Source organism: Paraburkholderia sediminicola (assembly GCF_046026895.1).
Taxonomy (GTDB): domain Bacteria; phylum Pseudomonadota; class Gammaproteobacteria; order Burkholderiales; family Burkholderiaceae; genus Paraburkholderia; species Paraburkholderia sediminicola_C.
In genome coordinates, this window is the sequence record NZ_JAQQEU010000068.1 from 1 (window position 1) to 23,217 (window position 23,217).

Annotated in this window: 24 protein-coding genes and 5 pseudogenes; 11 read left to right on the top strand and 18 right to left on the bottom strand. The window is 62.2% G+C overall.

Annotated elements, in window-relative coordinates:
- Nucleotides 1–73: 73 nt before the first annotated feature.
- The gene (locus tag PQR02_RS31390) at nt 74–421 is read right to left on the bottom strand and encodes a hypothetical protein (protein ID WP_408240885.1); all 348 of its coding nucleotides are present in this window, start codon (nt 419–421) and stop codon (nt 74–76) included.
- 1,055 nt (nt 422–1,476) lie between these two features.
- Here PQR02_RS31390 and PQR02_RS31395 point away from each other — a divergent pair.
- Nucleotides 1,477–1,974, top strand: coding sequence for a two-partner secretion domain-containing protein (locus tag PQR02_RS31395; RefSeq protein WP_408240983.1), 498 nt, complete (start codon nt 1,477–1,479; stop codon nt 1,972–1,974).
- Between the two features lie 80 nt (nt 1,975–2,054).
- Nucleotides 2,055–2,447, top strand: coding sequence for a hypothetical protein (locus PQR02_RS31400; protein ID WP_408240888.1), 393 nt, complete (start codon nt 2,055–2,057; stop codon nt 2,445–2,447).
- Nucleotides 2,448–2,535: 88 nt separating this feature from the next.
- Here PQR02_RS31400 and PQR02_RS31405 read toward each other — a convergent pair whose 3' ends face one another.
- From PQR02_RS31405 to PQR02_RS31415, 3 genes are all read right to left on the bottom strand, one after another.
- The gene (locus PQR02_RS31405) at nt 2,536–2,865 is read right to left on the bottom strand and encodes a chaperone modulator CbpM (protein ID WP_408240891.1); all 330 of its coding nucleotides are present in this window, start codon (nt 2,863–2,865) and stop codon (nt 2,536–2,538) included.
- Complete coding sequence (locus tag PQR02_RS31410) at nt 2,862–3,794, bottom strand: DnaJ C-terminal domain-containing protein (RefSeq protein WP_408240894.1); 933 nt, start codon at nt 3,792–3,794, stop codon at nt 2,862–2,864. Before PQR02_RS31410 ends, PQR02_RS31405 begins: the two co-directional genes overlap by 4 nt.
- Before the next feature lie 181 nt (nt 3,795–3,975).
- Nucleotides 3,976–4,170 carry a hypothetical protein gene (locus PQR02_RS31415; protein WP_408240897.1) on the bottom strand — a complete coding sequence of 65 codons (195 nt, stop codon included), beginning with the start codon at nt 4,168–4,170 and terminating at the stop codon, nt 3,976–3,978.
- On the opposite strand from PQR02_RS31415, the pseudogene PQR02_RS31420 reads away from it, so the two are divergent.
- Nucleotides 4,136–4,336 (top strand): annotated as a pseudogene (locus PQR02_RS31420) (SagB/ThcOx family dehydrogenase); the annotation flags it as partial. The gene PQR02_RS31415 and the pseudogene PQR02_RS31420 overlap by 35 nt on opposite strands.
- 18 nt (nt 4,337–4,354) lie before the next feature.
- On the opposite strand, the gene PQR02_RS31425 reads toward PQR02_RS31420, so the two are convergent.
- A complete protein-coding gene (locus PQR02_RS31425; RefSeq protein WP_408240900.1) occupies nt 4,355–5,278 on the bottom strand; it encodes a universal stress protein in 924 nt (307 codons plus the stop codon).
- 194 nt (nt 5,279–5,472) lie between these two features.
- Nucleotides 5,473–6,162, bottom strand: a complete 690-nt coding sequence (locus tag PQR02_RS31430; RefSeq protein WP_408240903.1) for a CBS domain-containing protein — start codon at nt 6,160–6,162, stop codon at nt 5,473–5,475.
- Nucleotides 6,163–6,590: 428 nt separating this feature from the next.
- Here PQR02_RS31430 and PQR02_RS31435 point away from each other — a divergent pair, with 428 nt between their 5' ends.
- Together PQR02_RS31435 and adhP are read left to right on the top strand one after the other, a co-directional pair.
- On the top strand, nt 6,591–6,758 hold the full coding sequence (locus PQR02_RS31435) for a hypothetical protein (protein WP_408240906.1): 168 nt from the start codon (nt 6,591–6,593) through the stop codon (nt 6,756–6,758).
- A gap of 135 nt (nt 6,759–6,893) precedes the next feature.
- Entirely contained in the window at nt 6,894–7,919 is a 1,026-nt protein-coding gene (adhP, locus tag PQR02_RS31440) for an alcohol dehydrogenase AdhP (protein ID WP_408240909.1), read from the top strand.
- Nucleotides 7,920–8,125: 206 nt separating this feature from the next.
- Here the strand turns inward: adhP and PQR02_RS31445 are convergent, their stop codons facing one another.
- The 5 genes from PQR02_RS31445 to PQR02_RS31465 all read right to left on the bottom strand — a co-directional run bounded on the left by PQR02_RS31445 (nt 8,126) and on the right by PQR02_RS31465 (nt 11,827).
- On the bottom strand, nt 8,126–8,377 hold the full coding sequence (locus tag PQR02_RS31445; RefSeq protein ID WP_408240912.1) for a UDP-glucose 4-epimerase: 252 nt from the start codon (nt 8,375–8,377) through the stop codon (nt 8,126–8,128).
- Nucleotides 8,378–8,467: 90 nt separating this feature from the next.
- Nucleotides 8,468–9,118: a BON domain-containing protein gene (locus tag PQR02_RS31450; protein WP_408240915.1), complete on the bottom strand. Its 651-nt coding sequence runs from the start codon at nt 9,116–9,118 to the stop codon at nt 8,468–8,470.
- A 76-nt stretch (nt 9,119–9,194) separates the two neighbouring features.
- Complete coding sequence (locus tag PQR02_RS31455) at nt 9,195–9,623, bottom strand: Hsp20/alpha crystallin family protein (protein ID WP_408240918.1); 429 nt, start codon at nt 9,621–9,623, stop codon at nt 9,195–9,197.
- Nucleotides 9,624–10,542: 919 nt separating this feature from the next.
- The gene (locus tag PQR02_RS31460) at nt 10,543–11,289 is read right to left on the bottom strand and encodes a beta-ketoacyl-ACP reductase (protein ID WP_408240921.1); all 747 of its coding nucleotides are present in this window, start codon (nt 11,287–11,289) and stop codon (nt 10,543–10,545) included.
- Complete coding sequence (locus PQR02_RS31465; protein WP_408240924.1) at nt 11,279–11,827, bottom strand: hypothetical protein; 549 nt, start codon at nt 11,825–11,827, stop codon at nt 11,279–11,281. The genes PQR02_RS31460 and PQR02_RS31465 overlap by 11 nt, the downstream gene beginning before the upstream one ends.
- A gap of 324 nt (nt 11,828–12,151) precedes the next feature.
- On the opposite strand from PQR02_RS31465, the gene PQR02_RS31470 reads away from it, so the two are divergent.
- The gene (locus tag PQR02_RS31470) at nt 12,152–13,273 is read left to right on the top strand and encodes a PAS domain-containing sensor histidine kinase (protein WP_408240927.1); all 1,122 of its coding nucleotides are present in this window, start codon (nt 12,152–12,154) and stop codon (nt 13,271–13,273) included.
- Here the strand turns inward: PQR02_RS31470 and PQR02_RS31475 are convergent.
- Together PQR02_RS31475 and PQR02_RS31480 are read right to left on the bottom strand one after the other, a co-directional pair.
- Nucleotides 13,236–14,078, bottom strand: a complete 843-nt coding sequence (locus PQR02_RS31475) for a potassium channel family protein (RefSeq protein ID WP_408240930.1) — start codon at nt 14,076–14,078, stop codon at nt 13,236–13,238. The two genes, PQR02_RS31470 and PQR02_RS31475, sit on opposite strands and share 38 nt — an antisense overlap.
- Nucleotides 14,079–14,091: 13 nt before the next feature.
- Nucleotides 14,092–14,523 carry a hypothetical protein gene (locus tag PQR02_RS31480; protein WP_408240998.1) on the bottom strand — a complete coding sequence of 144 codons (432 nt, stop codon included), beginning with the start codon at nt 14,521–14,523 and terminating at the stop codon, nt 14,092–14,094.
- Nucleotides 14,524–14,878: 355 nt separating this feature from the next.
- Here PQR02_RS31480 and PQR02_RS31485 point away from each other — a divergent pair, with 355 nt between their 5' ends.
- The 3 genes and pseudogenes from PQR02_RS31485 (at nt 14,879) to PQR02_RS31495 (ending at nt 16,705) form a co-directional block, all read left to right on the top strand.
- Complete coding sequence (locus PQR02_RS31485; protein ID WP_408240933.1) at nt 14,879–15,025, top strand: hypothetical protein; 147 nt, start codon at nt 14,879–14,881, stop codon at nt 15,023–15,025.
- Nucleotides 14,986–15,572, top strand: a pseudogene (locus tag PQR02_RS31490) (MBL fold metallo-hydrolase); the annotation flags it as partial. The gene PQR02_RS31485 and the pseudogene PQR02_RS31490, both read left to right, overlap by 40 nt.
- Nucleotides 15,573–15,673: 101 nt before the next feature.
- Complete coding sequence (locus PQR02_RS31495; protein ID WP_408240936.1) at nt 15,674–16,705, top strand: Acg family FMN-binding oxidoreductase; 1,032 nt, start codon at nt 15,674–15,676, stop codon at nt 16,703–16,705.
- A gap of 38 nt (nt 16,706–16,743) precedes the next feature.
- Here the strand turns inward: PQR02_RS31495 and PQR02_RS31500 are convergent.
- Nucleotides 16,744–17,878 (bottom strand): annotated as a pseudogene (locus tag PQR02_RS31500) (ABC transporter permease); the annotation flags it as partial.
- A gap of 341 nt (nt 17,879–18,219) precedes the next feature.
- Here PQR02_RS31500 and acs point away from each other — a divergent pair.
- Complete coding sequence (gene acs / locus PQR02_RS31505; protein ID WP_408240939.1) at nt 18,220–20,196, top strand: acetate--CoA ligase; 1,977 nt, start codon at nt 18,220–18,222, stop codon at nt 20,194–20,196.
- 89 nt (nt 20,197–20,285) lie between these two features.
- Entirely contained in the window at nt 20,286–20,891 is a 606-nt protein-coding gene (locus PQR02_RS31510) for an acetate uptake transporter (protein ID WP_408240942.1), read from the top strand.
- Here PQR02_RS31510 and PQR02_RS31515 read toward each other — a convergent pair.
- The 4 genes and pseudogenes from PQR02_RS31515 to PQR02_RS31530 form a co-directional block, all read right to left on the bottom strand.
- A pseudogene (locus PQR02_RS31515) lies at nt 20,892–21,608 on the bottom strand (bifunctional enoyl-CoA hydratase/phosphate acetyltransferase); the annotation flags it as partial.
- Between the two features lie 2 nt (nt 21,609–21,610).
- Nucleotides 21,611–21,977, bottom strand: a pseudogene (locus PQR02_RS31520) (alcohol dehydrogenase catalytic domain-containing protein); the annotation flags it as partial.
- A 96-nt stretch (nt 21,978–22,073) separates the two neighbouring features.
- Entirely contained in the window at nt 22,074–22,547 is a 474-nt protein-coding gene (locus PQR02_RS31525) for a universal stress protein (protein ID WP_408240945.1), read from the bottom strand.
- 37 nt (nt 22,548–22,584) lie between these two features.
- Nucleotides 22,585–22,938 (bottom strand): hypothetical protein, encoded by a 354-nt coding sequence (locus tag PQR02_RS31530; RefSeq protein WP_408240948.1) that lies wholly within the window; start codon nt 22,936–22,938, stop codon nt 22,585–22,587.
- Between the last annotated feature and the right edge of the window lie 279 nt (nt 22,939–23,217).

Below are 23,217 nucleotides of genomic sequence, written 5' to 3' on the forward strand. Positions count from 1 at the left end.
GCTCCTGTGGGCGGTTTTTTAATCTGCGACGCGACCGTGATCGCGCCGCATCGCCCGCTACCCGCTCTATGGCTTAGTGCCAGCCGCGATGATTGTCGTAGTGGTCGTGAGCATAGTTGCCCCGGCCCGGAGGATGATGGCGATACCAGTCGTCACGCGCCCAGTAGCGATGGCCGTCCCAGTAGCGGTCGCCATGCCAGCCGACCACGATTGCCGGACCACCGTAGTACACGGGCGCCGGCTGATAAATGACGGGCGGCGGAGGCGGCGGCGGCGGTGCGTACACCGGAGCCGGCGCAACGTAGACCGGTGCGGGAATGCCAATATTGACGCCGATGTTCAAACCACCGGCCATTGCAGCACCCGAGGCACCCAATGTCAGAACCCCGATCAGAAGCGGAACAAGACGAGCGGACTTCATTAATCACCCTTGGAAGAATGTTTTCTCGGAGCGAAATATAGCGCAAGGCGTCCTTCCGCGTATTTCAAGTTTGTAATAACTGATGCACAACGTCGCAGAGGCCGTCGGCGGGTTACTTCTGGTTACATTCGACAAGACCCGGGTGAAAAAGTGGCGCGATTGTAACCAGGGCTGCCGCCCGCGGACCTGCCCCAGGGAGCATCGTCCGCGCAGCCGGCGTGAAGATTTATACCGCCCGCCCCCGGGGACGTCGGAACGCGCATCGCCAAAAACGAACATTCTATGTTCGAAAGAACATTTTATTCATGAAATATGAGCCTTCTGTCATCAGACCACTCTATCGATGGCTGGCGAAGGGACCACAGTTCTTATATAGCGTTGACCAGCGGCGAGACGTCGGCCGCGCAGATCACTGCGCCCCGCCAGACGCGGGTGCGTCAGGACGACCGCCGCGAGTATACGAAGCACGTGCTGCGCCTTCGGCCCGGAACCGAGATCACAGGTGAGGATCGTCCACGGGATGCGGTTCTGGCCAACTTGTAAGCGTGCTTCAATATTGAGCGGCTTTTATAAGGGCGACACGATCCCCGCGGCCCCCTTCACCGGCGGGGCTTCGGCGATCCCGCTGCTTTCCGCGGCGCAGCGCCTGCTGCGTGGGACGCGCCAGGTTCTTAAAACGTCCAATTCTGTCACCTGCGCGCATGGTTTGTTCGGTCCCAGCAGCATCTGCGCTGCGCATTGCCGCACGCGACCCGCGCACCGCGACCGGTGCGTTCTAAGCTTCACTGATCGGCGGCGTCATGGCACGTCTTACGTCAAGGCAGTCCCACTTTCCAACGGTTTCACCGATCGGCGCATCGAGATCCACTAATGAGCGCCCGTCACACGTCAATTCCACGATGTTGCACCTGCGCCCCCTGGCACTTACGTTGTGTCTGTTGCTGGGCGTAGACTAGGCATGCATTTCGCTAGCTCACGCAGGCGGCCCGCTGCCGACCGGCGGCCACTTCGTCGCTGGCGCTGGCTCGATCAGCGGCAACGAGACCGTTCTCGCGATCAGTCAACCCGGGTCCTCGCGCGGCGCCATCGACTGGAACAGCTTTTCGATCGGCAACGGCAATCGGGTGAGGTTCGACAATGGCACTGGAGCGACGTTGAACCGCGTCACAGGCGGAAATCCGTCGGCCATTCTTGGCACACTGTCGGCCTCCGGCAGTGTCTATCTGATTAATCCGCAAGGTATCCTGATCGGTCGGAGCGGCGTGATCAGCACGGGCGGCCGGTTTGTCGGTTCGACTCTGAATACCTGCGATTGCGCCTTCATGCAGGCGCTCCTCTTGGCGTTGACTGGCACCTCGAATGCGAGCGTCATCCGTGATAGGCCCGGTAGCGGTCATCTTCTCCCGCAAAAGAGAGGCCATCCGCTCATCGAGCCACTTTCATACCCTGCTCTCGCCCGGCATCCCGGCGCTTCGTTGGCGGGCTCACGGGCGCAGTCGGATTCAAATAGCCGGGATTCATTCTCACACTGCCGTTTGCGGCGATGCCTGTGACATTGGCCGCCGCAGCGATTCTGAACGATATCGTCGGTCAGCCTCGCTAATATGTTCACCGATTTCAGATGGAGCCCTCCATGTCTCACACCGGAGAAGTTGTATATCTGCTGCACCGCGCGGCGACGCTTGATGCCGCCGTGCGGGCCCTCGCACTTGCGCTCGAGATGCCCAACGAGGAACCGGGATTCGCACTCAATGGCATCGCATATAAGGCATTGAGCGATCTCTTCGCGCGGATTCACCTGTGCCTGCCGGGGGATGGCGAAGAGCCGGGCGAAACCGTTGTCAGTCTTCGCATTGCAGACACCAGCGACTATTCGGACGATGACACCACACGGCTGGATGACAGCACGTATGACGACGTTACCGGCAGACCCAGCGATCTCAACCGGCACCGGCTTTCGCTCTCCATGGCTCAGGCCTTGCAGGCCAATCTGCCGGTGCTTTCTGCCGCAGAGACCGCGCCCTGATCTGCGGACGCTGTATGCAATCCAGCGCTACCGGAATCACCACAGATCGCGTGACAGCGGTGCAGCAGGAACTCGCGCGCGGGCTCGCCTAGCTTCCACGAGGACGCTTCACACGCGCGCGCAATGCGTCGATCTCGTCGAGCAGATCGAGGGCTAGCGCGACGCCGGGAGGGTTGATCTGAAAGTCGTGTGCCAGCCGCTGCGCGGTCCGCACGCGTCGCAGCGCCGCGCCGCTGAAGCGCCACTCCTGCGGCCGCTCGCCCCTTGGCTCAAACACACCTTCAGACACCCAGAGCGTCAGTTCCTCCTCCGATGCCCCGCTCACCCGGCTCAATTCAACCAAAGTGAACTCGACATTCTCATCGACAATCTGCCCTTGCAAATAGGTCGTTGTACTCGTCTCTTTCAAGATGATCACCGATAGAAGTGCGCGCGAGGATTGAAGTTGAACGCCTGCCGCATCGCATCGTAAGCGGCCTTCGCAGTGTCGCTATCCGCCGGCGGCAGCACGATGTTCAGAATCACATACAGATCGCCAGGCGGGTTGCCTGGAATGCCCTTGCCTTTGAGCCGCAAGCGTCTGCCGCCGGAAGAACCCGACGGCACCGTCATCTCGACCGAACCGTCAGGCGTCGGCACGTTAACCTGCGCGCCGAGGGCCGCCTCCCACGGTGCCACCGGCAAGTCGAGCGACACATCGCGCCCGTCCACGCGAAAGCGCGGGTGTTCCCGAAAGGCGATTTCCAGGTAGAGGTCGCCGGCGGTTCCGGGTGTAGCGCCTGCGGCCCCCTGACCGCTCAGCCGCAGGTGCTGGCCCACGCGGATTCCCTTGGGAATCGCTACATTGAGGGTACGCGTTTCTAGCGAAACGTGGCCTTGCGCATCGATCACCGGCACTTGCAGCGAAATCGAGCGCTGGGCGCCGTGATACGCGTCTTCAAGATCGATCAGGACCTTCGCGTGATGGTCTTCGCCACGCACGTCGAAACGCCGCTGCCGCGGATGCGCGCCGCCGAACATCTTCTCGAAGGTATCGTGGAAATCGGCTTGTCCGCCGGCCTCGTTGCCCGCGCCGCTGAATTCGAAACCCTCGTCCCAATTCGGCGGCGGCTGGAACTCCTGGCCGTTGCGCCATTCGCTGCCCATGCGGTCGTAGGCTGCGCGCTTCTCCGGGTCCTTGAGCACCTCGTAGGCTTCGCCCAGTTCCTTGAAACGATCTTCGGCGTCGGCGTGCTTGCTGACGTCCGGGTGGTACTTGCGCGCGAGTTTCCGATATGAGCGTTTGACCTCATCCTGAGACGCGCTGCGCTCGAGACCCAGGGTCTCGTAATAGTTTTTGTATTTCATACTGGCGGCAGGCCCATGAGGAACGGGACGGCAATGCGCATCCATCGCACGGTGGCTACGGATTGACTTTATACCATCCGGATAGACCAGCAAAGCCGCAGCCGCCTCGACGTTCGACGCGCGCTTCACGCACGCCATGGAGGGACAATATCGACCGCGCGGGGGCCGCGCCTGCGCAAGTTCAGGCAATGGTGAGCGCTTCGTTCAGGGCCTGTTTCTCCCGATCGGTCGCGACTGGTTCATTGTCCCCCTCGCCGACAAACTGCCGAATGCTGCGAGCGAACAGCAGATCGCTGCCCCGCTCAGCGCACCGACGTGTGAAATAGTCCGGCTGAATCTGGCGCGAGCGGTTTTCCGCTGTGACGGACGGAGCCATTGCGCGGAACGTCTCCCTCTATTGCGCGTCGGCAGGGCCGGCCAGCGTGATTCGTGGCTGGATCAACGCGCGGCTGCTCGCGGACACGCTGTCGCTCAACGAAGACGAACTGCCGATCCTCGCGCGGACCGTAGGATTTAGCTCGACCGAACGCCCGGCGCAGTGACGTGGCGGTGACGGCAGCTTACAGCCCCGACGGTATCTCGTCCTGATCCTGCGGCGACCTGACCAGAAGCACCGGAACGTCCGCGCGTCGCAAGAACGCTTCCGCAACGCTGCCCAGCAAAAACCGCCCTATTCCATGCCGGCCTTGCGTGCCCATCACCATGAGGCCCGCTCCCTGGCGTTGCACGCAACGGGCAAGGCAATGAGGGATATCGTCCGCTGCATCCCCTGTCTCCTCGATCTCGGTATCGCCGGGCACCCCACGTTCGGCCATTGCCCGACGCGCCTCATCGAGAGCAACGCGGCCGTCTTCACGAAGCACTTGACGAAGCTGCTCAGGGTCGAAATAACCCGAGTATCGGGACAGGCACCACGGATGGACGATATAAACGGCGTGAAGCCGGGCCTGCGTGAGCTGAGCAAATTCGAGCGCTTCATACAGCGCCCATCGGGACGACTCGCTGCCATCCAGGGCCACGACGATCTTCTGATACATGAATCGCTCCTCGTTGACGTAGCAGGAAACCTGCTTGACGTCCTGATACTGCTCATCGCTACAGGTAACTCGATCATCGGCGCGAACGATGCCGACCGCCTGACCTGAATCAAGCAATCGCATTGCGAACGAGCGAAACCCGTAACTCACGCCGGACCAATGCTTGATCAAGCTCAACGACTGATGCTCGCCTCCACTCACAATGACCCAATAGACAGTCAGCGGAATGCGCTCCTGCAAACCCGCGACTTCGGATGCCAGCGTGGGGCCCTGCTCTTCCCGCAACCGTGGATGGATAGTCAAAAGATAGCGTTGGCCTGGGCCGAGCAACTGATTTTCATCAACTGTCCGCAAGAACGGCCCGGCAAACGCGCGAACTCCAGCCGGAACGGCGGCCCCGCAGATCCAGCCACGAGCCCGAGCGGGCGGCCCGGTCAATCCTTGCAAGGTTGACGCTGATCGCCGGCCGCTACTCCGTATGCATCGGCCGCGTTGGCTGCGTGTCCGGCCGTCCCTTCTCGCGTTCAACGGCCGCCGTTGCGGCTGCGGGCATCGCAGACGCCGAAGATGTCGTCGACCGGAATGATCAGGCCCATCATGCCTCCCATGGTGGCGGTCGAACCGTGCCGGCCGCGGGTCTGCTAGATGCCCGGCATCATTTGATACGGCTCGGTGTGATCTTCCACACGCTTGACGCCGGGGATGTTTTGCGCCGCCACACGAACCGCTTCGACGGCTTCCACCGAATGAAACACGCCCCACAGATGCACGACGCCGTTGGTGACGACGAGATTGCGTCCGGCGAAGCTCCACTTGCGACCCGCCAGTTCACCCATCAACATCGCGCGGATCTCGGCGTCCGAAAGCGTCACATCGGTTGACGGCTCGTCAGGCACGCTCGCGAGCGCCTGCACGAGATTGGCGCGGCTCACGATGCCCACGAGGCGCCCCGCGTTCGTTACAGGCACGCGTTTGATGCGCCGTGTTTCAAGCATGCCGGCCACTTCGCCGAGTGACGTGTCGGGCTCAACGGTCACGACGTCGGTGGTCATCACATCGCGCACTTTCACCGCATGGGTTTTGATGTAATCCCGTGCTTCATGGCTCGCGGACCATAGATCGAGCCACGAGGTTCGCGGGCGCTCCTCAGTGCCGATTTCGCTGCGGCGAAGCAGATCGCCTTCGCTGATCATGCCGGCGACATGGCCGTCCGGGTCCAGGACGGGCGCGCCGCTAATGCCATTGTCGACAAAGATTCGGGCGACCTCCCGGACGGTCATATCAGGAGTGACTGATATAACATTGCTGGTCATGACATCGGATGCGCGCATGGTAAGCCTCCTGAACAGTTGGATCCTTCAATTCGTGGGACCGGCTTCTCTCGGCCGTCAATATCCGAGCGTCGACAAGTCCTCGTGAGATTTGAGACTAAGCCCGCAGGGCAGGCACTCATTTGACATGGATCATCTTGAAGGCCGTTGCGCGCACGCGGTCGATTTATCAACTATGACCACGCCGGGCCGCTTGACTCAAATCAAACCGGCATCGGCCGTCCGCTGTCGAATAGTCCGCATACCGGTCAACTTCCCGACCGCAATGGAAATCGACCAACCCTTCGTAGAAGCACGTCTCGCCACGAAGGTTCTGTGCGTAGTTGCAGCGGTGCGGTAAAGCTCGACTCGCAGTTGGAGCGGGATCCGGTCTTCGATAGTCTTGCGCGCGCGGCGCTCTCTTCGGCCGGATCGAGCAGACGCCTCACGTGCGTGGACGGGCTATCGGCGCGGCGGCGGACGTGTTCGGCCTCGTGTTCGGCATCGCGGGTGCGCCAAGCAGCATCGCTCACTTCGCGCGTGTCGGCGGCATGCGCGATGCCGCGACCCTGTTATTGCACGGAATGCGTGCGACGCGCGAGCAGTGGCTCGACTGAGGTCCGGCAAAGCCATAACCCCGACTGCAGCCTGATTTGAAAAAAAGCGCGTCGGTGCTGGATGACCTAGATCAATGACGCGGTGTCCGCGAAGGAGATACTGGTCGCCACACAATCATTGTCCGGAGAAAGGTCATGGCCCAACTGATGAAAGCTGCTGTCGTTCACGAATTCGGCGCTCCGCTGCGTATCGAAGAGGTCCCCGTCCCGACGCCGGGACGCGGACAGATTCTCGTCAACATCAAGGCGTCCGGCGTGTGTCACACGGATCTGCACGCGGCTGACGGCGACTGGCCGGTCAGGCCCACACTGCCCTTCATTCCCGGCCACGAAGGTGTCGGCTATGTCGCTGCCGTAGGCGAAGGCGTCACTCACGTCAAGGAAGGCGATCGCGTCGGCGTGCCGTGGCTGTATACCGCCTGCGGTCATTGCGAGCATTGCCTCGGAGGATGGGAGACGCTGTGCCATGAACAGCAGAATACGGGCTACTCGGTCAACGGTGCTTACGCCGAGTACGTTCTGGCCGATCCGAACTACGTCGGCCACCTGCCTTCGTCCGTTGCGTTCGAGGATATCGCACCGATCCTCTGCGCCGGCGTGACCGTATACAAAGGCATTCGCATGACGGACACGCGGCCTGGCCAATGGATCACGATCTCAGGAATCGGCGGCCTGGGTCACGTCGCGGTTCAATACGCGATTGCAATGGGCCTGCGTGTGGTAGCGGTCGACATCTCCGCTGAGAAGCTTGCTCTTGCCCGCGAGCTCGGCGCAGAGCTGACGTTCGACGCTTCGCAATGCGACCCCGCGGCCGCGATCCAGAAGGAAGTCGGCGGAACGCACGGTGTACTCGTCACCGCCGTATCGCGCAGCGCTTTTGCCCAGGCGCTCGGCATGGTGCGTCGTGGCGGCACCATCTCGCTAAACGGATTGCCGCCGGGCGACTTCCCTCTGCCGATCTTCTCGACCGTGCTCAACGGCATTACCGTGCGAGGTTCCATTGTCGGTACACGCAAGGACTTGCAGGAATCACTCGAATTCGCCGCGCAAGGCCGCGTTCGCGCGCGGATCCATCTCGATCGTCTGGACAACATCAATCATGTCTTAGCCGAATTGAAGAACGGACACGTCGATGGGCGCATCGTGCTGAAGCTCGATTGAGCGGAACTTGACAAACAAAAGAAAAGACGCGAGCGACTGCGCGGCTCGCGTCCTTGTCCTTCCTACATGTACCGTGCAGAAGACGGATCGGATCCTTTCCGGGGGCGGACCGCGAAAGGAACTCTGGAGGGGCCCGCGAGTGGATCAGAAAACGGAGCTCAGGAGGGGTGGAGCGCGCCGCGCAGATATCACTTCGGCTCAACAGGTCATTCGTCGAGCGGCTGGATCGACATCGTATTTGCCATCTTGAGCCGCACCCAGTCCATCCCCTCGCGCAGACCCGCCAGTATCGCCTCGCGCTCAGTGGGAAAAATACTGCTGTGCATGAACTCGTGCTTGAAGATTCCCTCGGGCGTGTGATGGCTCAGCTGGATCGAACAGTCGAAGCCGCCGTGTGTGGGATGGGTGGTTGCGATGACCGACCAGTCATCGTCGCTCACATTGCCCGAAATCGTCATGGGTCGCTCCTTGTTGATGCTTCGTCAATGAGCCGCGTGCGGCGAGCGCCGCATTCGCGGCGCCGGCGCTCCCGTCGCGAGCAGGCGTGTCTACACGACGATCAGATTGTCGACGACCGCGTGAACACCGGGCGCCGACCATGCCACGCCGCGCACAGCGGAGCGCTCCGCCATCGAGCCGACGATGCCCGTCAGCGTGACGGTTCCTTCATGCACCTTGACGCCAATGTGCTTCGCCTCGCGTTCGGCGTGACGTTGCAGCGCCTTGCCGATCTGTTCGTCAATTTCGTGAGCGGCCGTGTCCCCGCCAATCGAAATCAAATTCGACACGCCTCTCACGCTTCGCATGTGTGAGATCGTGCGCGTCGCGACGTGGCTCTGATACGCCCTGTCAACCTCGCCGCGCAACGTCACCCAACCTTTCTCCACCTGCACCTTGACCGCCTCTTCGCTCAACCCGACCGTCCAGTGCATGATCGTGCGAACGGCGTTGGCGATTTCCTCGTCGGTCCGCACGTCCTTATCCAGCAGGCGAACATCCATTTCCACGACCACGGCCTTGACCCCGGCGACACGCTGCGCGGCTTTTTCCGCCGCGAGTTTTTCAGCGTAATTCGCCGGATGGCCCGATAGCGTCACGACACGCTCACGCACTTCGACACCGATGTCCGTGGCGTTGATAGCCGGATCCCATTCCAGTTCTTCTTCGACCTGCCGTTTCAATTCCATGTCCGACTTCATTGCGTGCTCCTCATTGACATCAAGCCTGTCGGCGTCATGCGGCGCGCGAGCTTGCCGCGCCCTGCGCAACGTCAGCTCAGTTGATCTGCAGGCGCTTGCGTTCGGATGCCGCCTTCTTCGGTAGCGTCAGCGAGAGCACCCCGTCTTTATACTCCGCTGTCGCGGCGCTCTCATCGACTTCGCTCGCCAGGGAAAATGCGCGGCTCACGGAACCCGAATATCGCTCGCGACGAATCACCCGCTCGCCTTCTTTCATTTCCTGATTCCGTTCGACTTTTGCGCTGATCGAAACGAGGTTGCCGTCGATCTTCACGTCGATGTCGTTCTTTTCGACGCCCGGCAGCTCAGCCTTCACGGTGTAGCCGCTGTCGCTTTCCGTCACGTCAACCTTGATGTCGGCGAGCGGTGCTTCGCCGGCCGCGCCGCGTAGCGGCCGGAACAATCCCTGGAAGAGTTCCGACATGGGTTCAAGCGGAAACGGATCAAACCGGGTCAAGTTGCTCATGGTCCTGCTCCTGACATAGTCAATGACATTACGGATACAAACTCGCGTAGCACGTCTCGTCCTACCCTGCTTCACGCAGAAGGTCCAGGCCGTGACCGGCGTACCCCAGTGTGTCCGGATGCATGGCATTTGCTGGTTGCATCGAGCACGCTGTATCACTGACTTTAGGCTCGCATGCGAGGCGCCGGTTGACATGTATCAAACTCGCCGCATTGCAGACCGACGTGGTCGAAAATATGATTTCGGTCAAGTCGCCCCGGCGGTCGACCTCTATCCTGAGGCCAGGATTGCCTGACGGAGACGAGACGACCATGGCCACTCACCTTTCACCGGGGCAACATTTGCCCACTCACCCACGGCAACGCGAACGGCTCGCGCAGCGCGGCTGGCGAGCGCTCGATCGAGCCATGCAGCGGCCGTGTACGTACCGCCACCCGGCGGGGCGGATCCGCCGTATCGAAACACACCTCTCGGTGGTATACCTGGCGGGCCGTACGCGTACAAACTGAAAAAGCGCGTTGATCCCGGGTTTGTGGACTTCACCCACGCCAAGGTGCGCGAACGCGCATGCGACGACGAGTTCAGACTGAACCGGAGGCTCGCGCGTGAGCTTTATTGCGGCGTCGTAGCAATTGCCTGCAAGGGACGCGGGTATCGCATCCAGGGAGCGGGCCGCGTGACCGACCAGGCTGTCCGGATGCGGCGCTTCGATGAGCAGGAGGTGTTCACAGCGTTGCATGCGCGCGGCGAACTCGGTCTTGCAGAAATAGACGCACGCACTGGCCGGGCAGCTTGCCGCAGTTCGTACGCGCCATCCGCGCCCGGTGGTGGGCATTCGTCCGCCGATCGCGCAGCGTGCGGGCGCGCAAGGCCGCTTCCTTGCCCGGAAGTTGTGTGACGCTCGCAAGATTGTCGTTTTTCATCGCATGTGCATGCCGCCGTTGATGGCGAAATCCGCGCCGGTGACGAAACCGGCATCGTCGGAGCAGAGAAAGGCCACGAGGGCTGCCACCTCGTCTGGTTGGCCTAGACGGCCCACCGGAATCTGCGGCAGGATTTTCGTTTCCATCACCTCCTTCGGGACGGCCGCGGTCATCGCCGTGGCCAGGTAGCCAGGCGACACCGTGTTGACGGTCACGCCGTGTCTGGCCACCTCCAGCGCGAGCGACATCGTGAAGCCGTGAATGCCTGCCTTCGCCGCCGCGTAATTGGTCTGCCCGAAAGCGCCGCGCGCGCCGTTCACCGAACTGATATTGACGATCCGCCCAAACTGCTGCCGGAGCATCCCGCCAAGCAGCGGCTTGCTCATGTTGAACATGGAATCCAGATCGGTGCGCAACACCCTGTCCCAATCTTCCTTGCTCATCTTTGCGAAGGTCGAGTCGCGGGTGATGCCTGCGTTGTTCACCAGAATGTCCACCGTACCGAACTCGGCCAGCACACGCTCGGCGCAATGCGCGCAGGAATCGAAGCTGGATACGTCGGTCTCATACGCGACGAAATGCCGACCGGCATCGCGTTCATACGTGAGCCAGGTGGCAACGTGATCGTTGCGCTCGGAATGCGACATGGCAATCACCACGCCCGCATCGTGAAGGCGCCGGCTGATCGCGGCGCCCAATCCTCCCATGCCGCCGGTGACGAAAGCAACGCGCTTAGCCGACATGATGCTCCCCTTGCTGGGCACGGCCGCCGGAGGGTGGCGACCTGCCCGAATACGCCGAACCGTCCGGAATATCCTGGCTGGCGTCGTCGCCGCCCGTTGGCCCGTAAGGAGTCTGCGCCGCCGTGTGTTGAATGCGCTGCAGCCACTCCTGCCACAGCAGCACGGCCGGACTGTTCGGGGCATGCATCGGCCATTGATCGCTCCAGGCCGACTGCCACGTCGCCAACGCTTCGCGCAGGCCTTGGCTGTATGCGCTTTGCAGCCGCATGGCGGAGCTCACCCCTTGCTGCCACAGGTTGGTGGTCGTCGCCATATAGTCACGCGCCGCAGTACCGCAAGAGGCCGTAAGTTTGCTCAGGTCGTGAGCGGCCGAGGCCGCATTGCGCATGCCGTGCACCGCCGCCACATCGCGCCGGATGCGCTGCATCTCGAAATCGCAGGCCTGCTGCCGGGCTTCGAGGCTGAAACCCAGCATTTGCAGCGCGAACGTAAGGTTCGCGCGGTACAGGTTGAAGGGTGTGACGCGCTTGCCTGTCATGACTGATCCTGACGAGATGAAGCGGTCCTCATGGGCGAAGTGAGAGGCTGAGGCGAACGAGGTGCAGCAGCGGTGCGTCCAATGTAGACGCGGCGGCCGGAATCTGGTTGACCTGTGTCAATCGCTACCTTGCTTGCCACGAACGGGGGCGCCATGCGCTGTCCGTGGGCCGCGCCGCCACGTGTTCGCGGGGATGTTCACCAGAGTCAAACGTGCTGAACAAAGGCGGCAGACGCTGCATCATTGGGCGTAAACTAGTATCCCTCTGCTTTACCCTGCATTGAACCGATCGTTCGCGTTTCACGCCCTTAGTCGGAGATACAGGTGATTTTCAACTGGAACGATGCAAAGCGTAGTGCAGGAGCGGCGAACGATTCCGACGTACCGTTGGAAGACCGCTATCAATTGCTGATCGACGCGGTGCAGGACTACGCGATCTTCATCCTCGATCCGACAGGACGTGTCGCAAGCTGGAACGGCGGCGCGCGCAAGATCAAGGGCTATGCTCCCGACGAAATCATCGGCCGACATTTTTCGGTCTTCTATACGCCGGAAGACATCGCTACCGACAAGCCGGGTCGCGAACTGGCGCTTGCGACCGCTCAGGGCCGGGTGGAAGACCAGGGCTGGCGCGTACGGCGTGACGGCTCCCGTTTCTGGGCGGACGTGACGATCACGGCGGTGCACGATTCGTCCGGTGCCTTGCTCGGTTTTGCCAAGGTAACCCGCGACATGACTGAGCGCATGCGGCTCACCGAACTCGAGCACGCAATCGAGTTGTCTACGCAGATGCAGCTCGCGCGCGAAGACGAGCAAAGGCACATTGCCCGCGAGTTGCATGACGATCTCGGCCAGCAGCTCACCGCGCTCAAGATGGGCGTCGCCGCACTGGAGCCGTGGCTCGCGACGAGCAGCAAGGCCCCCGCGGGGCTTGCCGCCACACATGACCTGCAAGGCCAGATCGACAGCATGATGGCCTCGCTTCGCCGCATCGCGGCTAATTTGCGGCCACCCCTGCTGGACGATCTCGGTCTATGCGCGGCGCTCGAGTGGCTGGTAGACGATTTTACGCACCGCTTCAAAGTGGCCGCCAGGCTGCACGTTGGCATCGACGATACAGGCGTCACATCATTCGCTGCCACTACTCTTTTCCGCATCGTGCAGGAAGCGCTGACGAACGTGGCCCGGCACGCGCAGGCAAGCGAAGCGGTGATCGAGATATCGAGCGACGCTAACACCTGCACGATTCACGTCGAAGACAATGGCCACGGCACCGTGGTTGAAGACGCGGGCAACCGCGGCTCGTTAGGCTTGCTCGGCATGCGGGAGCGGGTGCGCCAACTGCGCGGCGTCCTGACGATCGATAGCGCACCCGGCAAGGGTTTCCGAATCGCCGCACGCGTCCCGCTCAGTGCGATTCGTCCGAATGAGAGCCCGCCAGTTTGACCGTCTCGACCGGAGCGCCAGCAGCGCCTGCTTCGGAGCCGCGCGCCTGGACGTCTTTCCTCAGCGCGGCGATCTCACCGCGTAGTGCCTTGATGTCGCGATGCATTTCGCGGCGCAGGATCCGCTCTTCCTGTTCGACGAAAATTGCGGCGATGCTGGCAAACACCAGCGACAGCAGCCCGTAGCCGAGCAGCACCACAAAGGCGGCAAGAACTCGCGATGCGGGTGTGGTCGGCGCCATGTCGCCATAACCGACTGTCGCGCTGCTTTCGAACGCAAGCCAGACACCCTCAGCGTATGTGTGCACGCCCGGTTCGAGCCAGTAAAACCCCGCTCCCGCCAACGCGACCAGCAGTGCAGCTGTCACAAGCAGCAGCAACAGCCGCCCGGGCGAGAAGAAACTGCGCAGCGACACGACGATACGCACCGCAACGAGCCCCACAAACAGGATGCGCAACACCCATTCGAGCGACGACCACGGCGATATCCCCCACGCCACACTGGCTACCCCGCCCGCCGTAATCAGCACATCGTAGCCATTGCGCGCCAGAAACCGTTGCGGTTTGTGGCTCAGACAGGCAACGCGGGCAAGGACCGTCCCGAATCCAGTGAACATGCAGGCATACAGCGCACGCCCCGCCGGATGAAGCCCGGATGCGGCGGCCAGTTCGAAATAGAACGCCGGAATGGCAAGCAGACTGAAGGCGAACAGCGCCCACTGCATCCATAGCCACGCTTGCACCGCGCGCGCACCGTCGTGAGCGTCGACCCCGGCAAGACCCGCAACACGCAGGTTCTCCTTCATCTCGGCTCCGTCATCATGATGGCGCACCGATGAACGGGCGGAAATCCGCTTCGACCGAGCGAATCTGTTCGGCACAGGTTCCATACAACCAGCCGGGATTGCCGTCCGTGCGGTACATACCCCGGCACATTCCCCTGATCCGGATGGTCGACACGCCGTTCGCGTTGCTGGTCCGCATCGCCCACACGTAAACGGCGCCGAACTCGTGCGGCTCGGCGGTTTCGATCGTTGTGTCGTCCGCATGCCGGATCGGCGTCACGGAGCGCTGCGCCACGTACAGCCTGGTGCGTTTCCATAACTGGTCACAATCTTCGCGAGCGGAACAGTCCACGTATGCCAGCTCATGCGCTTTTTCAAGCGCGATTTCGGTGTTGCGCTGCGCTGCGACCCGCGCTTCCGTACTGCAGCCAACCACGATGATCGTCAGCAGCGCAACCGCTGCCATCCGCAAGTTTTCCATATCAGCCTGCCGGTTTCGTGTTCAACGACGCGACGTACAGTTGCAAACCATTCGCCTGCTTTTAAAAGTACGGGCAGGATGCCGCCGGGGATTTGATCTGGATCACCAACTATCGTGAGAGAGGCAGGCGATCACAGCGAACTTTCCCTGACATCCCTGAAGCGCCATCGTGTAGGGAAATCTGACAATGACGCAGGCGTACCTAGGGCAGTCTCAGCGTCACCTGATTTATCCTGGCTCGTTCGATGGCCTTTAATGAACTCAGCGGAAACAGCAATCGAAATACCGCGCGGCTAGAAGTACAGCCGAGCCACATCAGTCCCGCAAACAGGAGATCATCATGTCCGACGCCACTTTCTCCGCCCAGACGATGTTCACTGCTGGCCAGTTGCGCGAGGCACTCGACGCCAGCGAAACACGGAATCACGACGACCGCCGCGCCGGAAAGGACGCGCGCAATCGATCCTTCACGACATCGCACAATTGAAAGCCACCGGCCGGATGGCCAATGTGCCCGTTTTTCTCGACAGCCCAATGGCGACTAGCGTCACTCAGCTTTACCAGCATCAAGTCGGCGAACACCGGCTGAGCCCGACCGAAGCCAATGCGATCAGCCACGCCGCACAGATGGTTCGCACCGTCGACGAATCCAAGGCAATCCTGGGCCGACATGGACCGATGGCCATCATCGCGGGGAGCGGCATGGCGACTGGCGGCCGGGTCGTGCACCACCTGAAAGCCTTCGCTCCCGATCATCGCAACACGATCGCACTCGTCGGCTATCTGGCAGCGGGCACGCCGATCCGCCGCAGCGCACCTTCGCCACGCACGGCGAGCCGGCCGCCGCGGATGCGATGCGCCATCACATCGAGGAGACTTATCGCTGGCACTGTGAAGTGCCGCTCTACGCTCAAACCGTCGAATTGCCCGGGGCCGTGGATTATGCAGGCGTCGATCCGTGCGCCGCCATCGCGAATTCGCCGACGGATCACAGCCTACCGACGCCCCAAATTGAGAGCGACCGGCCTGCCTGATAAACAGCGCTCTTCTCCATTGATTCGAACTGATCCAGATCAATCCACGCGCGGCGCAGCCTGACACAGTGGCAATGTGGATTCGTGCAGGAGACCATGACATGAGCGCATTGCTGAAGACGGCCGCGTGGGCCGTCGACGAACATCAGTTAGACCTTACCGCGAGCGTTGAAGAGAAGCTGCGATTCGCATTGCGCTATGCCGTGCTGGCGCCGTCGAACCACAACACGCAGCCCTGGCACTTCATCGTGGATAGCGACAGCGTGTGCCTAGGCGCCGACCGGTTGCGGGCGTTGCCGGTAGTCGATCCATTTGATCGCGAGCTGATCATGAGTTGCGGTGCGGCGCTGTTCAATCTGCGTGTGGCGCTGAGCTACTTCGGGCTTGCCTACGCAATCACCCTCTTCCCGTCCCGTGCCGATCCCGACGTGCTGGCGCATCTGCGTATTGTCCACGGCGGTCACTGCGACACCGGTCTTGCGCCGCTTTTCCGGGCGATTGTCCACCGCGTCACCACCCGGGAGATTTTCGCGGACGAGCCGCTGCCTTCAGTTGTCCTGCAACAACTGCTGGATGCCGCCGAGGCGGAAGGCGCAGACGCTGTGTGTGTCTCGAGCGTGTCAATGCGCGAGCGGCTCGCGGAGCTGGTCGCCGAAGCCGACCGGATCCAGTTCGAGGACCCGCGCTTTCGTCGCGAACTGGCCAGCTGGATCCATCCGCGACGCCGGGAAGACGGCATGCCCATACTGTCCGCCGGCATGAGCGTGCTGCTCGATCTGGCCGCGCCGTTGTTCACCTCGGTCATCCGGACCTTCGACCTCGGCGGCGGCCTCGCCGCGGCGCATCATGCGCTGGCTGCAGGGTCGCCGCTGCTCATCTGCGTCGCGACGTCGACGGACGATGCTCCCGCGTGGCTGGCAGCCGGTCAGGCACTCGAACGGCTGTTGCTTGTCGCCGCGAGCGCCGGGATCACGGCATCCTATCTGAATCAGCCGATCGAACTGGGCGCTCTGCGTGAGCGGCTACGCACGACACTGGCAATGGACGGCGTGCCGCAAATCCTGGTACGCATGGGCCGCGGCAAGCCGGTTCCCCATTCGCCGCGCCGCCCGCTTGCCGAGGTCGTGTCCTGAGGCCCGGCGCGTACCCAGGTTCTGTTCGATGAGGTTGAGCCCCGGAAGATATCGAAGGGCTCGATCCGCAGCACGCGGCGGAAACCCAGGTAGCTGGACGTCGCCGCAATCACGATCACCATGCCGAACGCCAGCGTCAGGTTGCGGTAGGTGATGAGGGCGGCGTAATCCGGAATGCGCAGCCGCGCGAGGCTGATCAATGCCACGCATCGGCCGAAGCCAAGCCCGTAACCGGTGAGCGCGGTGAACGTGGCCTTGAAACAGGATCATCGCGACGGGCTCGTGCCGCTTCGCACCGATTGCCTTCAGTGCGCCGAACTTCTCGAGGTTCTCAAGAATGAACGTGTAAAAGGTTTGTCCTGAAATGGACAGACCGACGACGAAACTGATCACGGTCATCAACATGATGTTGGTCCCGAGCCCGGTTTCGTACTTGTAAAAGCGCGATATCCGGGCCATGAACTCGTTTTTCGTGAATGCCACGTAGCCCATTGCTCGCACCGCCTGCTTGATGTGGGCGATGTCAGCATCCGACTTGGGTTCGACGAGAATGTACGAGGTGGTGTAACGGCTTGAGGGAATGCAGGTGACCGCGCGCTGATAGGTGGTGTAAAGCGTGGGCGTGCCGAACAGGCCGCTGCTCGCCACTGTCGCGATGCGGACCACCAAGCCCCGATGGTCATTGAGCTCGAAGTCAGTGCCGAGCGTCGGATTTTTCAGCTTCACGAACTCGGCGTCGTCGATCGCGATGAAGCCGTTCTCGGCATAGATGTCTTCGATCTTGCCCTGCTTCATGAGCGGCCAGCCGAACAGGCTCGCGTCATCGAGACCGATCACCGTGACCGCCTGATACGTGCCGTCCCGCAGTTTGACCAGCGCCGCACCCGAATAGAGCGGCACGGCGTATTTCACGCCATCGACACTGCGCACTGCATCGAGCACGTAGGCTGGCATGCCGATGCTGCTCGCGATGGTCTGCACCGCCGGATCCATCACCCATACTTTTGCGCCGACATTGATGACGGTCGATGACGATTTGTTGAGGATGCCCGCGAACAGCGACGTCATTTCGATCAACAGAAATACGGCGAACGAAATGCCCACCAGCAGCGCGGTGAACTTGGCGCTGTCGCTGATGAGAAGCTTGAACGCAAGCCGGAGGATGCCTTTCATGCTGGTCGTCGGGGCGATAGCTAGACGATGAAAGAAGAAGTCATGATCGTCCTCGCGGTGCCGTTGCGATTCATTTTCATCAAGGCTTCCCGCTTTTCGTGTCGCCCGCGAAAACCCTGCCGCAAACGCGTGCCGCGCTCCGCCTTTCAGTTGACATGCATCAACAGTGCAGGACCGTCGCTCGGTCATAGTTGCCCTGCACCCACGCTGGTCTGCCGCCAACCCGCCCACGCTAGAACGCTGGCGCAGGCACCTCACGGCCAACAAGAGCCTTCCCTCATCGGTAAAGCGTTTTTACGCCCTGCACGCTTTGCCCCCTTCATGATTCATGTGAGGAGACTATGTCTACCATCGAAACCATTGCCCGTAGCACCACTGCGCTGCAAATCCCGCTTGCCCAGCATGCGAGCATCGACGGCATGGACGCCTATCGTGCCCTCGTCACGGAGGCAAGCCAGGATCACGAAGCATTCTGGGCACGTCTTGCCCGCGAACATCTGACGTGGCGCCGCCCGTTCACGAAAGTGCTGAACGAAACGGACGCTCCGTTCTATCGGTGGTTCGAGGACGGTGAACTGAACGCGTCGTACAACTGCCTCGATCGCAATCTGATCAACGGACTGGCGGAGAAAACCGCGATCGTGTTCGAGTCGGACGATGGCAACGTCACGCATGTCACCTACCAGGCGCTGTATCACCGCGTATGCCGGCTCGCCAATGCGTTGCGGGCGCGCGGCGTGAAAAAGGGCGACCGTGTAGTGATCTACATGCCGATGTCGGTGGAAGGCACGGTAGCGATGCTCGCGTGCGCGCGCATCGGCGCGCCGCACTCGGTGGTCTTCGGCGGCTTCTCCGCGAAGTCGTTGCATGAACGCATCGTGGATGTCGGGGCATGCGCCGTCATCACCGCCGACGAGCAGGTTCGCGGCGGCAAGACGCTGCCGCTCAAAACGATCGTCGACGACGCGCTCGCGATGGGCGGCACGGACGGCATCAAAACAGTGGCGATTTACCGGCGCACGGGCGGCCGGATTCCATGGATCGCCGGCCGTGACGCGTGGCTGCACGAGCTGGAGGCGGCCCAGCCAGACACCTGCGAGCCCGAGTGGGTCGGCGCGGAGCATCCGTTGTTCGTGCTCTACACGTCCGGCTCTACAGGCACGCCGAAAGGCGTTCAGCACAGCACCGGTGGCTATCTGCTGTGGGCTGCGGTGACAATGAAATGGACGTTCGATATCAAGCCGGCCGACGTGTTCTGGTGCACGGCGGACATCGGCTGGATCACCGGCCACACCTACATCTGCTATGGACCGACCGCGGTCGGCGCGACGCAGGTGATCTTCGAAGGCGTGCCCACCTATCCGAATGCGGGGCGCTTCTGGAACATGATCCAGCGCCACAAGGTCAGCATCTTCTATACGGCGCCGACGGCCGTCCGCTCTCTCATCAAGTCCTCCGCAGCCGATCATTCGGTGCACCCAGCCAGCTTCGACCTGAGCAGTCTGCGTCTGCTTGGCACGGTCGGCGAGCCGATCAACCCGAGCGCCTGGACGTGGTATGCCCAGCACGTCGGCGGTGGACGTTGTCCTGTGCTCGATACATTCTGGCAGACGGAAACGGGCGGTCACATGATTTCTCCGCTGCCCGGCGTAACCCCCCTTGTGCCGGGTTCATGCACGTTACCGATGCCCGGCATCGACGCGGCGATTGTCGACGAAACCGGCCAGGAAGTGCCAAACGGGAATGGCGGCGTGCTCGTCATCCGCAAGCCGTGGCCCTCGATGATCCGAACCATCTGGGGCAACCCGGAGCGCTTCCGGCAAGGCTATTTTCCCGAAGAGCTTGGCGGCAAGCTGTACCTCGCGGGCGACGGCGCCATCCGTGACCGCGACACCGGCTACTTCACCATCACCGGCCGTATCGACGATGTGCTGAACGTCTCCGGGCACCGGCTCGGGACAATGGAAATCGAGTCGGCGCTCGCCGCGCACCCGTTGGTAGCCGAAGCCGCGGTGGTCGGGCGTCCGGACGAAACCGCTGGCGAGGCGATCGTCGCGTTCGTGGTGCTCAAAGCAGCGCGGCCGTACGGAGCCGATGCGAAGCGCGTGGCCGAGGAACTGCGCGCGTGGGTAAGCAAGGAGATCGGTCCGATCGCCAAGCCAAAAGATATCCGCTTCGGCAATGCGATGCCGAAAACGCGCTCCGGCAAGGTGGTGCGCCGTCTGCTGCGCTCGGTGGCCAAAGGCGAAGTCATCGTGCAGGACACGTCCACGGTTGAAAACCCCGCGGTGATTTCACAGTTCGCCCACACCATCTGACACCACGCGGTCCAACCTCGCGCGTGCACGGCATGGGCACGCGCGCACCCCTAATCTCAGCGTTCCTGTACGGAACGGAGGCTGTCATCATGAATATCAAGGCTCCCAATCCCGCTTCACTCGGCCTCGCCGGCTTCGCGCTGACAACGTGGTTGCTCAGCATGATCAACGCCGGCTGGTTCAGCGGCAATGCGATGGGGATGGTGCTCGCCGTCGCTTTCGCTTACGGCGGCACCGCCCAGGCGCTCGCCGGACTGATGGAGATTCCGCGCGGCAACACGTTCGGCGCGACGGCTTTTCTGAGCTATGGCGCGTTCTGGTGGTCCCTCGCGCTGTTCGTGCTGTTTCTGCACGGCACGGTGCCGGCCGCCTTTATCGGTTGGTATCTGTTTCTGTGGGGCGTGTTCACGCTTTACATGTGGGTGGCGACGTGGCGAGCCGCACGCGTGTTGCAACTGGTGTTTCTCTCGCTGTGGATCACGTTCTTCGTGCTCGCCGCGAGCGAATGGACCGGCCTTGAATGGCTGCATCATGCAGGCGGGTATCTTGGCATGCTGACCGCGCTGCTGGCCTTTTATCTGTCGGCGGCGGAAATCATTAACGAGACTCACGGGCACGTGGTTTTGCCGACAGGTGCAGTAACCGATCAACTTGAGGTGAGCTTGACGATTCAGGAAGATCTGCGCGAAGCGTGATCAGGCCTGTTGCGGGCAGCGGGTGCTGCCCGCCTGTTTGCCGCGCCGGTCGGCCAGCAGCGCGGCGAGTGCGCATGACGCCAGCCGGGCAGGCACACTCTCCGCGCGGCTCGTGAGCGCAATGGGTACGCTGGTTCCTGGAACGATGCCCGCACTGGCCGCCCCGCCGAGAAACTCCAGTTGCTTGACGAGCATGCTGCCGGCCTCGAGATCGGGCACCATCAGAATGTCGGCGCGCCCTGCAACGGAAGAGTCGATTCCCTTCAACCGCGCCGCTCTGATCGAGATCGCGTCGTTCAAGGCGAGCGGCCCGTCCACCAACGCGCCGGTCAGCTGACCTCGATCAGCCATCTTGGACAGGGCAGCGGCATCGAGCGTGGAGCGCATTTGCGAATTGACGGTTTCAACCGCACCAAGGATTGCGACGCGGGGAAGCGCGAGACCTGGTGCGTGCGCAACATCGATTGCGTTCTGCACGATGCCGCACTTCTGTTCCAGATCTGCGAAACCGTTGACCGCGGCGTCGGTGCTGATGAACGGACGCGGATAGGAAGGAATCTGCATCAGAAAGCAATGCGATATGCGCTTGCCGGTTCGCAACCCGGTTTCCGGCTGAAGCACGGCCGCCATGAGTTCGTCGGTATGCAGGCGGCCTTTCATCAGCGCCTGCACATGTCCATGCGCCGCGAGCTCGACGGCACGCGCGGCTGCGGCGTGACGTCGGCGCCGGTGGGAATCGGATAAAGACTCGTCTCCGCGTGCGGAATCCGCACATATTCGGCCTGCGTCCCGTCGATCCGGTTACCGAGAATCCAGCCGGCCGGTCGTGCAATGCGAATACATACCGCGCCGGCAATACTCGCACTTGCCGCATGAGGAGATGCACGAAATCAGCACGTGGTCGCCTTCCTTCAACGAACTGACAGCGGCGCCTACCTGATGCACGGTGCCCACGCCTTCGTGGCCGAGAATGCGGCCGGGTTGGCACGTCGGGACGTCGCCCTTCAGAATGTGCAGATCGGTACCGCAGATCGTCGTGCGCGTCACTTTGACGATGACGTCCGTGGCTGAGGCGAGTTGCGGCATGGGCCGCTCATCGAGCGACTTCTTGCCGGGACCGTGATACACGAGTGCTTTCCTGGATGACCTCCATTGATCATTTAGGGCGGCGCGGGATGTGCATCAGGCCGATGCGTGATGCTCCGTGTCGGCCGGCTCACGGATGAGTAGCACGGGGCGCGTCGCATAGCGGACAAACCGCTCGGCCACGCTGCCGATCACCATGCGCCGCAAGCCGCGCCGTCCGTGCGTGCCCATCACGACCAGATCTGCGCCACGGCGTTGCACGCAGCGCAGCAACGCGCTGGCGACGTCTTCGACGATGCCTTGCGTCTCCACGATCTCGGTACCCCCCGGGACATTGAGTTCGCGCATCTGGGCGAGCGCGCCGTGCAACAGCGTCACGCCGACCTGACGCGCAGCGTCCGTCAGTAAATGAGGATCGCAAGCGCCCGCGTAGGTGAACGCCCCCGACTGATCCAGCACGTAAACGGCCGTCACCCTGCCGTGCGAGAGCTTCGCAAGCTGGATCGCTTCGGAAAGCGCGCGCTTCGAAGATTCGCTGCCGTCCAGGGCCACTACGATGTTTGCGTACATGACTGCCTCCAAAGAACGTTGGAAACATCCGCTGGAATCAGACGCGCGCGAGGCCACATTCGAGCAGCCGCTCGGCCGCATCAAACGCGGCGCGCACCGCGTCATCGGCGTCGGCACTCTGCTGGTGAGCGAGCGGCACGAGCCTGCCCGTGCGCAGGACCAGATCGAGACGTGCGTCGAACATGCGGTGGTTCGGAGTTGTTTCTGGTGCTGGGCGCCGCTCGCGCGGTACGTCGTTGAACGCCCGCTCGTGAATGGCCTCGATCGCAAGATGGCATCCGGAAATGGCTTTGCCGAACCGCTCGAGGCGCACCAGTTGCGCCGCCGCCTCAGATTCGATCTGCGCGGACCCCGCAAATCCGAAGTACACGATCTGCATATCGATTCCCATACTGCCTCCGCGCATGTCGTCCTGCCCCTCGACCGTTGCGGTAGCGATAGCCGGTTACGGCAGCGAGGCGATGAATAGATCATCGGCGCTATTCGCGTCTTCCGATTGACCTGCATCAACGGCGTCGCAGTGCCGCGCAACCGGCGCGGCCCGTTGGATGAATCAGAGCGCGTGCCCGGGACACCGCATCCGACAGGACCGGCCTGTGCCGGCTCAAGCTCCGTTGATCCAACTCAATACGCGTCCCCGTCGCGCCGGTATGGTCTAGACATTCGCATC

Excerpts from the sequence above, each read along its gene's own strand:
- PQR02_RS31445 (WP_408240912.1), bottom strand. The coding sequence starts at position 8,377 with ATGACGATTTCGGGCAATGTGAGCGACGATGACTGGTCGGTCATCGCA.
- PQR02_RS31465 (WP_408240924.1), bottom strand. The coding sequence starts at position 11,827 with ATGACAGGCAAGCGCGTCACACCCTTCAACCTGTACCGCGCGAACCTT.
- PQR02_RS31450 (WP_408240915.1), bottom strand. The coding sequence starts at position 9,118 with ATGAAGTCGGACATGGAATTGAAACGGCAGGTCGAAGAAGAACTGGAA.
- PQR02_RS31390 (WP_408240885.1), bottom strand. The coding sequence starts at position 421 with ATGAAGTCCGCTCGTCTTGTTCCGCTTCTGATCGGGGTTCTGACATTG.
- PQR02_RS31525 (WP_408240945.1), bottom strand. The coding sequence starts at position 22,547 with ATGTACGCAAACATCGTAGTGGCCCTGGACGGCAGCGAATCTTCGAAG.
- adhP (WP_408240909.1), top strand. The coding sequence starts at position 6,894 with ATGGCCCAACTGATGAAAGCTGCTGTCGTTCACGAATTCGGCGCTCCG.
- PQR02_RS31410 (WP_408240894.1), bottom strand. The coding sequence starts at position 3,794 with ATGAAATACAAAAACTATTACGAGACCCTGGGTCTCGAGCGCAGCGCG.
- PQR02_RS31510 (WP_408240942.1), top strand. The coding sequence starts at position 20,286 with ATGAATATCAAGGCTCCCAATCCCGCTTCACTCGGCCTCGCCGGCTTC.
- acs (WP_408240939.1), top strand. The coding sequence starts at position 18,220 with ATGTCTACCATCGAAACCATTGCCCGTAGCACCACTGCGCTGCAAATC.
- PQR02_RS31475 (WP_408240930.1), bottom strand. The coding sequence starts at position 14,078 with ATGAAGGAGAACCTGCGTGTTGCGGGTCTTGCCGGGGTCGACGCTCAC.
- PQR02_RS31415 (WP_408240897.1), bottom strand. The coding sequence starts at position 4,170 with ATGGCTCCGTCCGTCACAGCGGAAAACCGCTCGCGCCAGATTCAGCCG.
- PQR02_RS31430 (WP_408240903.1), bottom strand. The coding sequence starts at position 6,162 with ATGCGCGCATCCGATGTCATGACCAGCAATGTTATATCAGTCACTCCT.
- PQR02_RS31495 (WP_408240936.1), top strand. The coding sequence starts at position 15,674 with ATGAGCGCATTGCTGAAGACGGCCGCGTGGGCCGTCGACGAACATCAG.
- PQR02_RS31400 (WP_408240888.1), top strand. The coding sequence starts at position 2,055 with ATGTCTCACACCGGAGAAGTTGTATATCTGCTGCACCGCGCGGCGACG.
- PQR02_RS31460 (WP_408240921.1), bottom strand. The coding sequence starts at position 11,289 with ATGTCGGCTAAGCGCGTTGCTTTCGTCACCGGCGGCATGGGAGGATTG.
- PQR02_RS31455 (WP_408240918.1), bottom strand. The coding sequence starts at position 9,623 with ATGAGCAACTTGACCCGGTTTGATCCGTTTCCGCTTGAACCCATGTCG.
- PQR02_RS31485 (WP_408240933.1), top strand. The coding sequence starts at position 14,879 with ATGTCCGACGCCACTTTCTCCGCCCAGACGATGTTCACTGCTGGCCAG.
- PQR02_RS31480 (WP_408240998.1), bottom strand. The coding sequence starts at position 14,523 with ATGGCAGCGGTTGCGCTGCTGACGATCATCGTGGTTGGCTGCAGTACG.
- PQR02_RS31530 (WP_408240948.1), bottom strand. The coding sequence starts at position 22,938 with ATGGGAATCGATATGCAGATCGTGTACTTCGGATTTGCGGGGTCCGCG.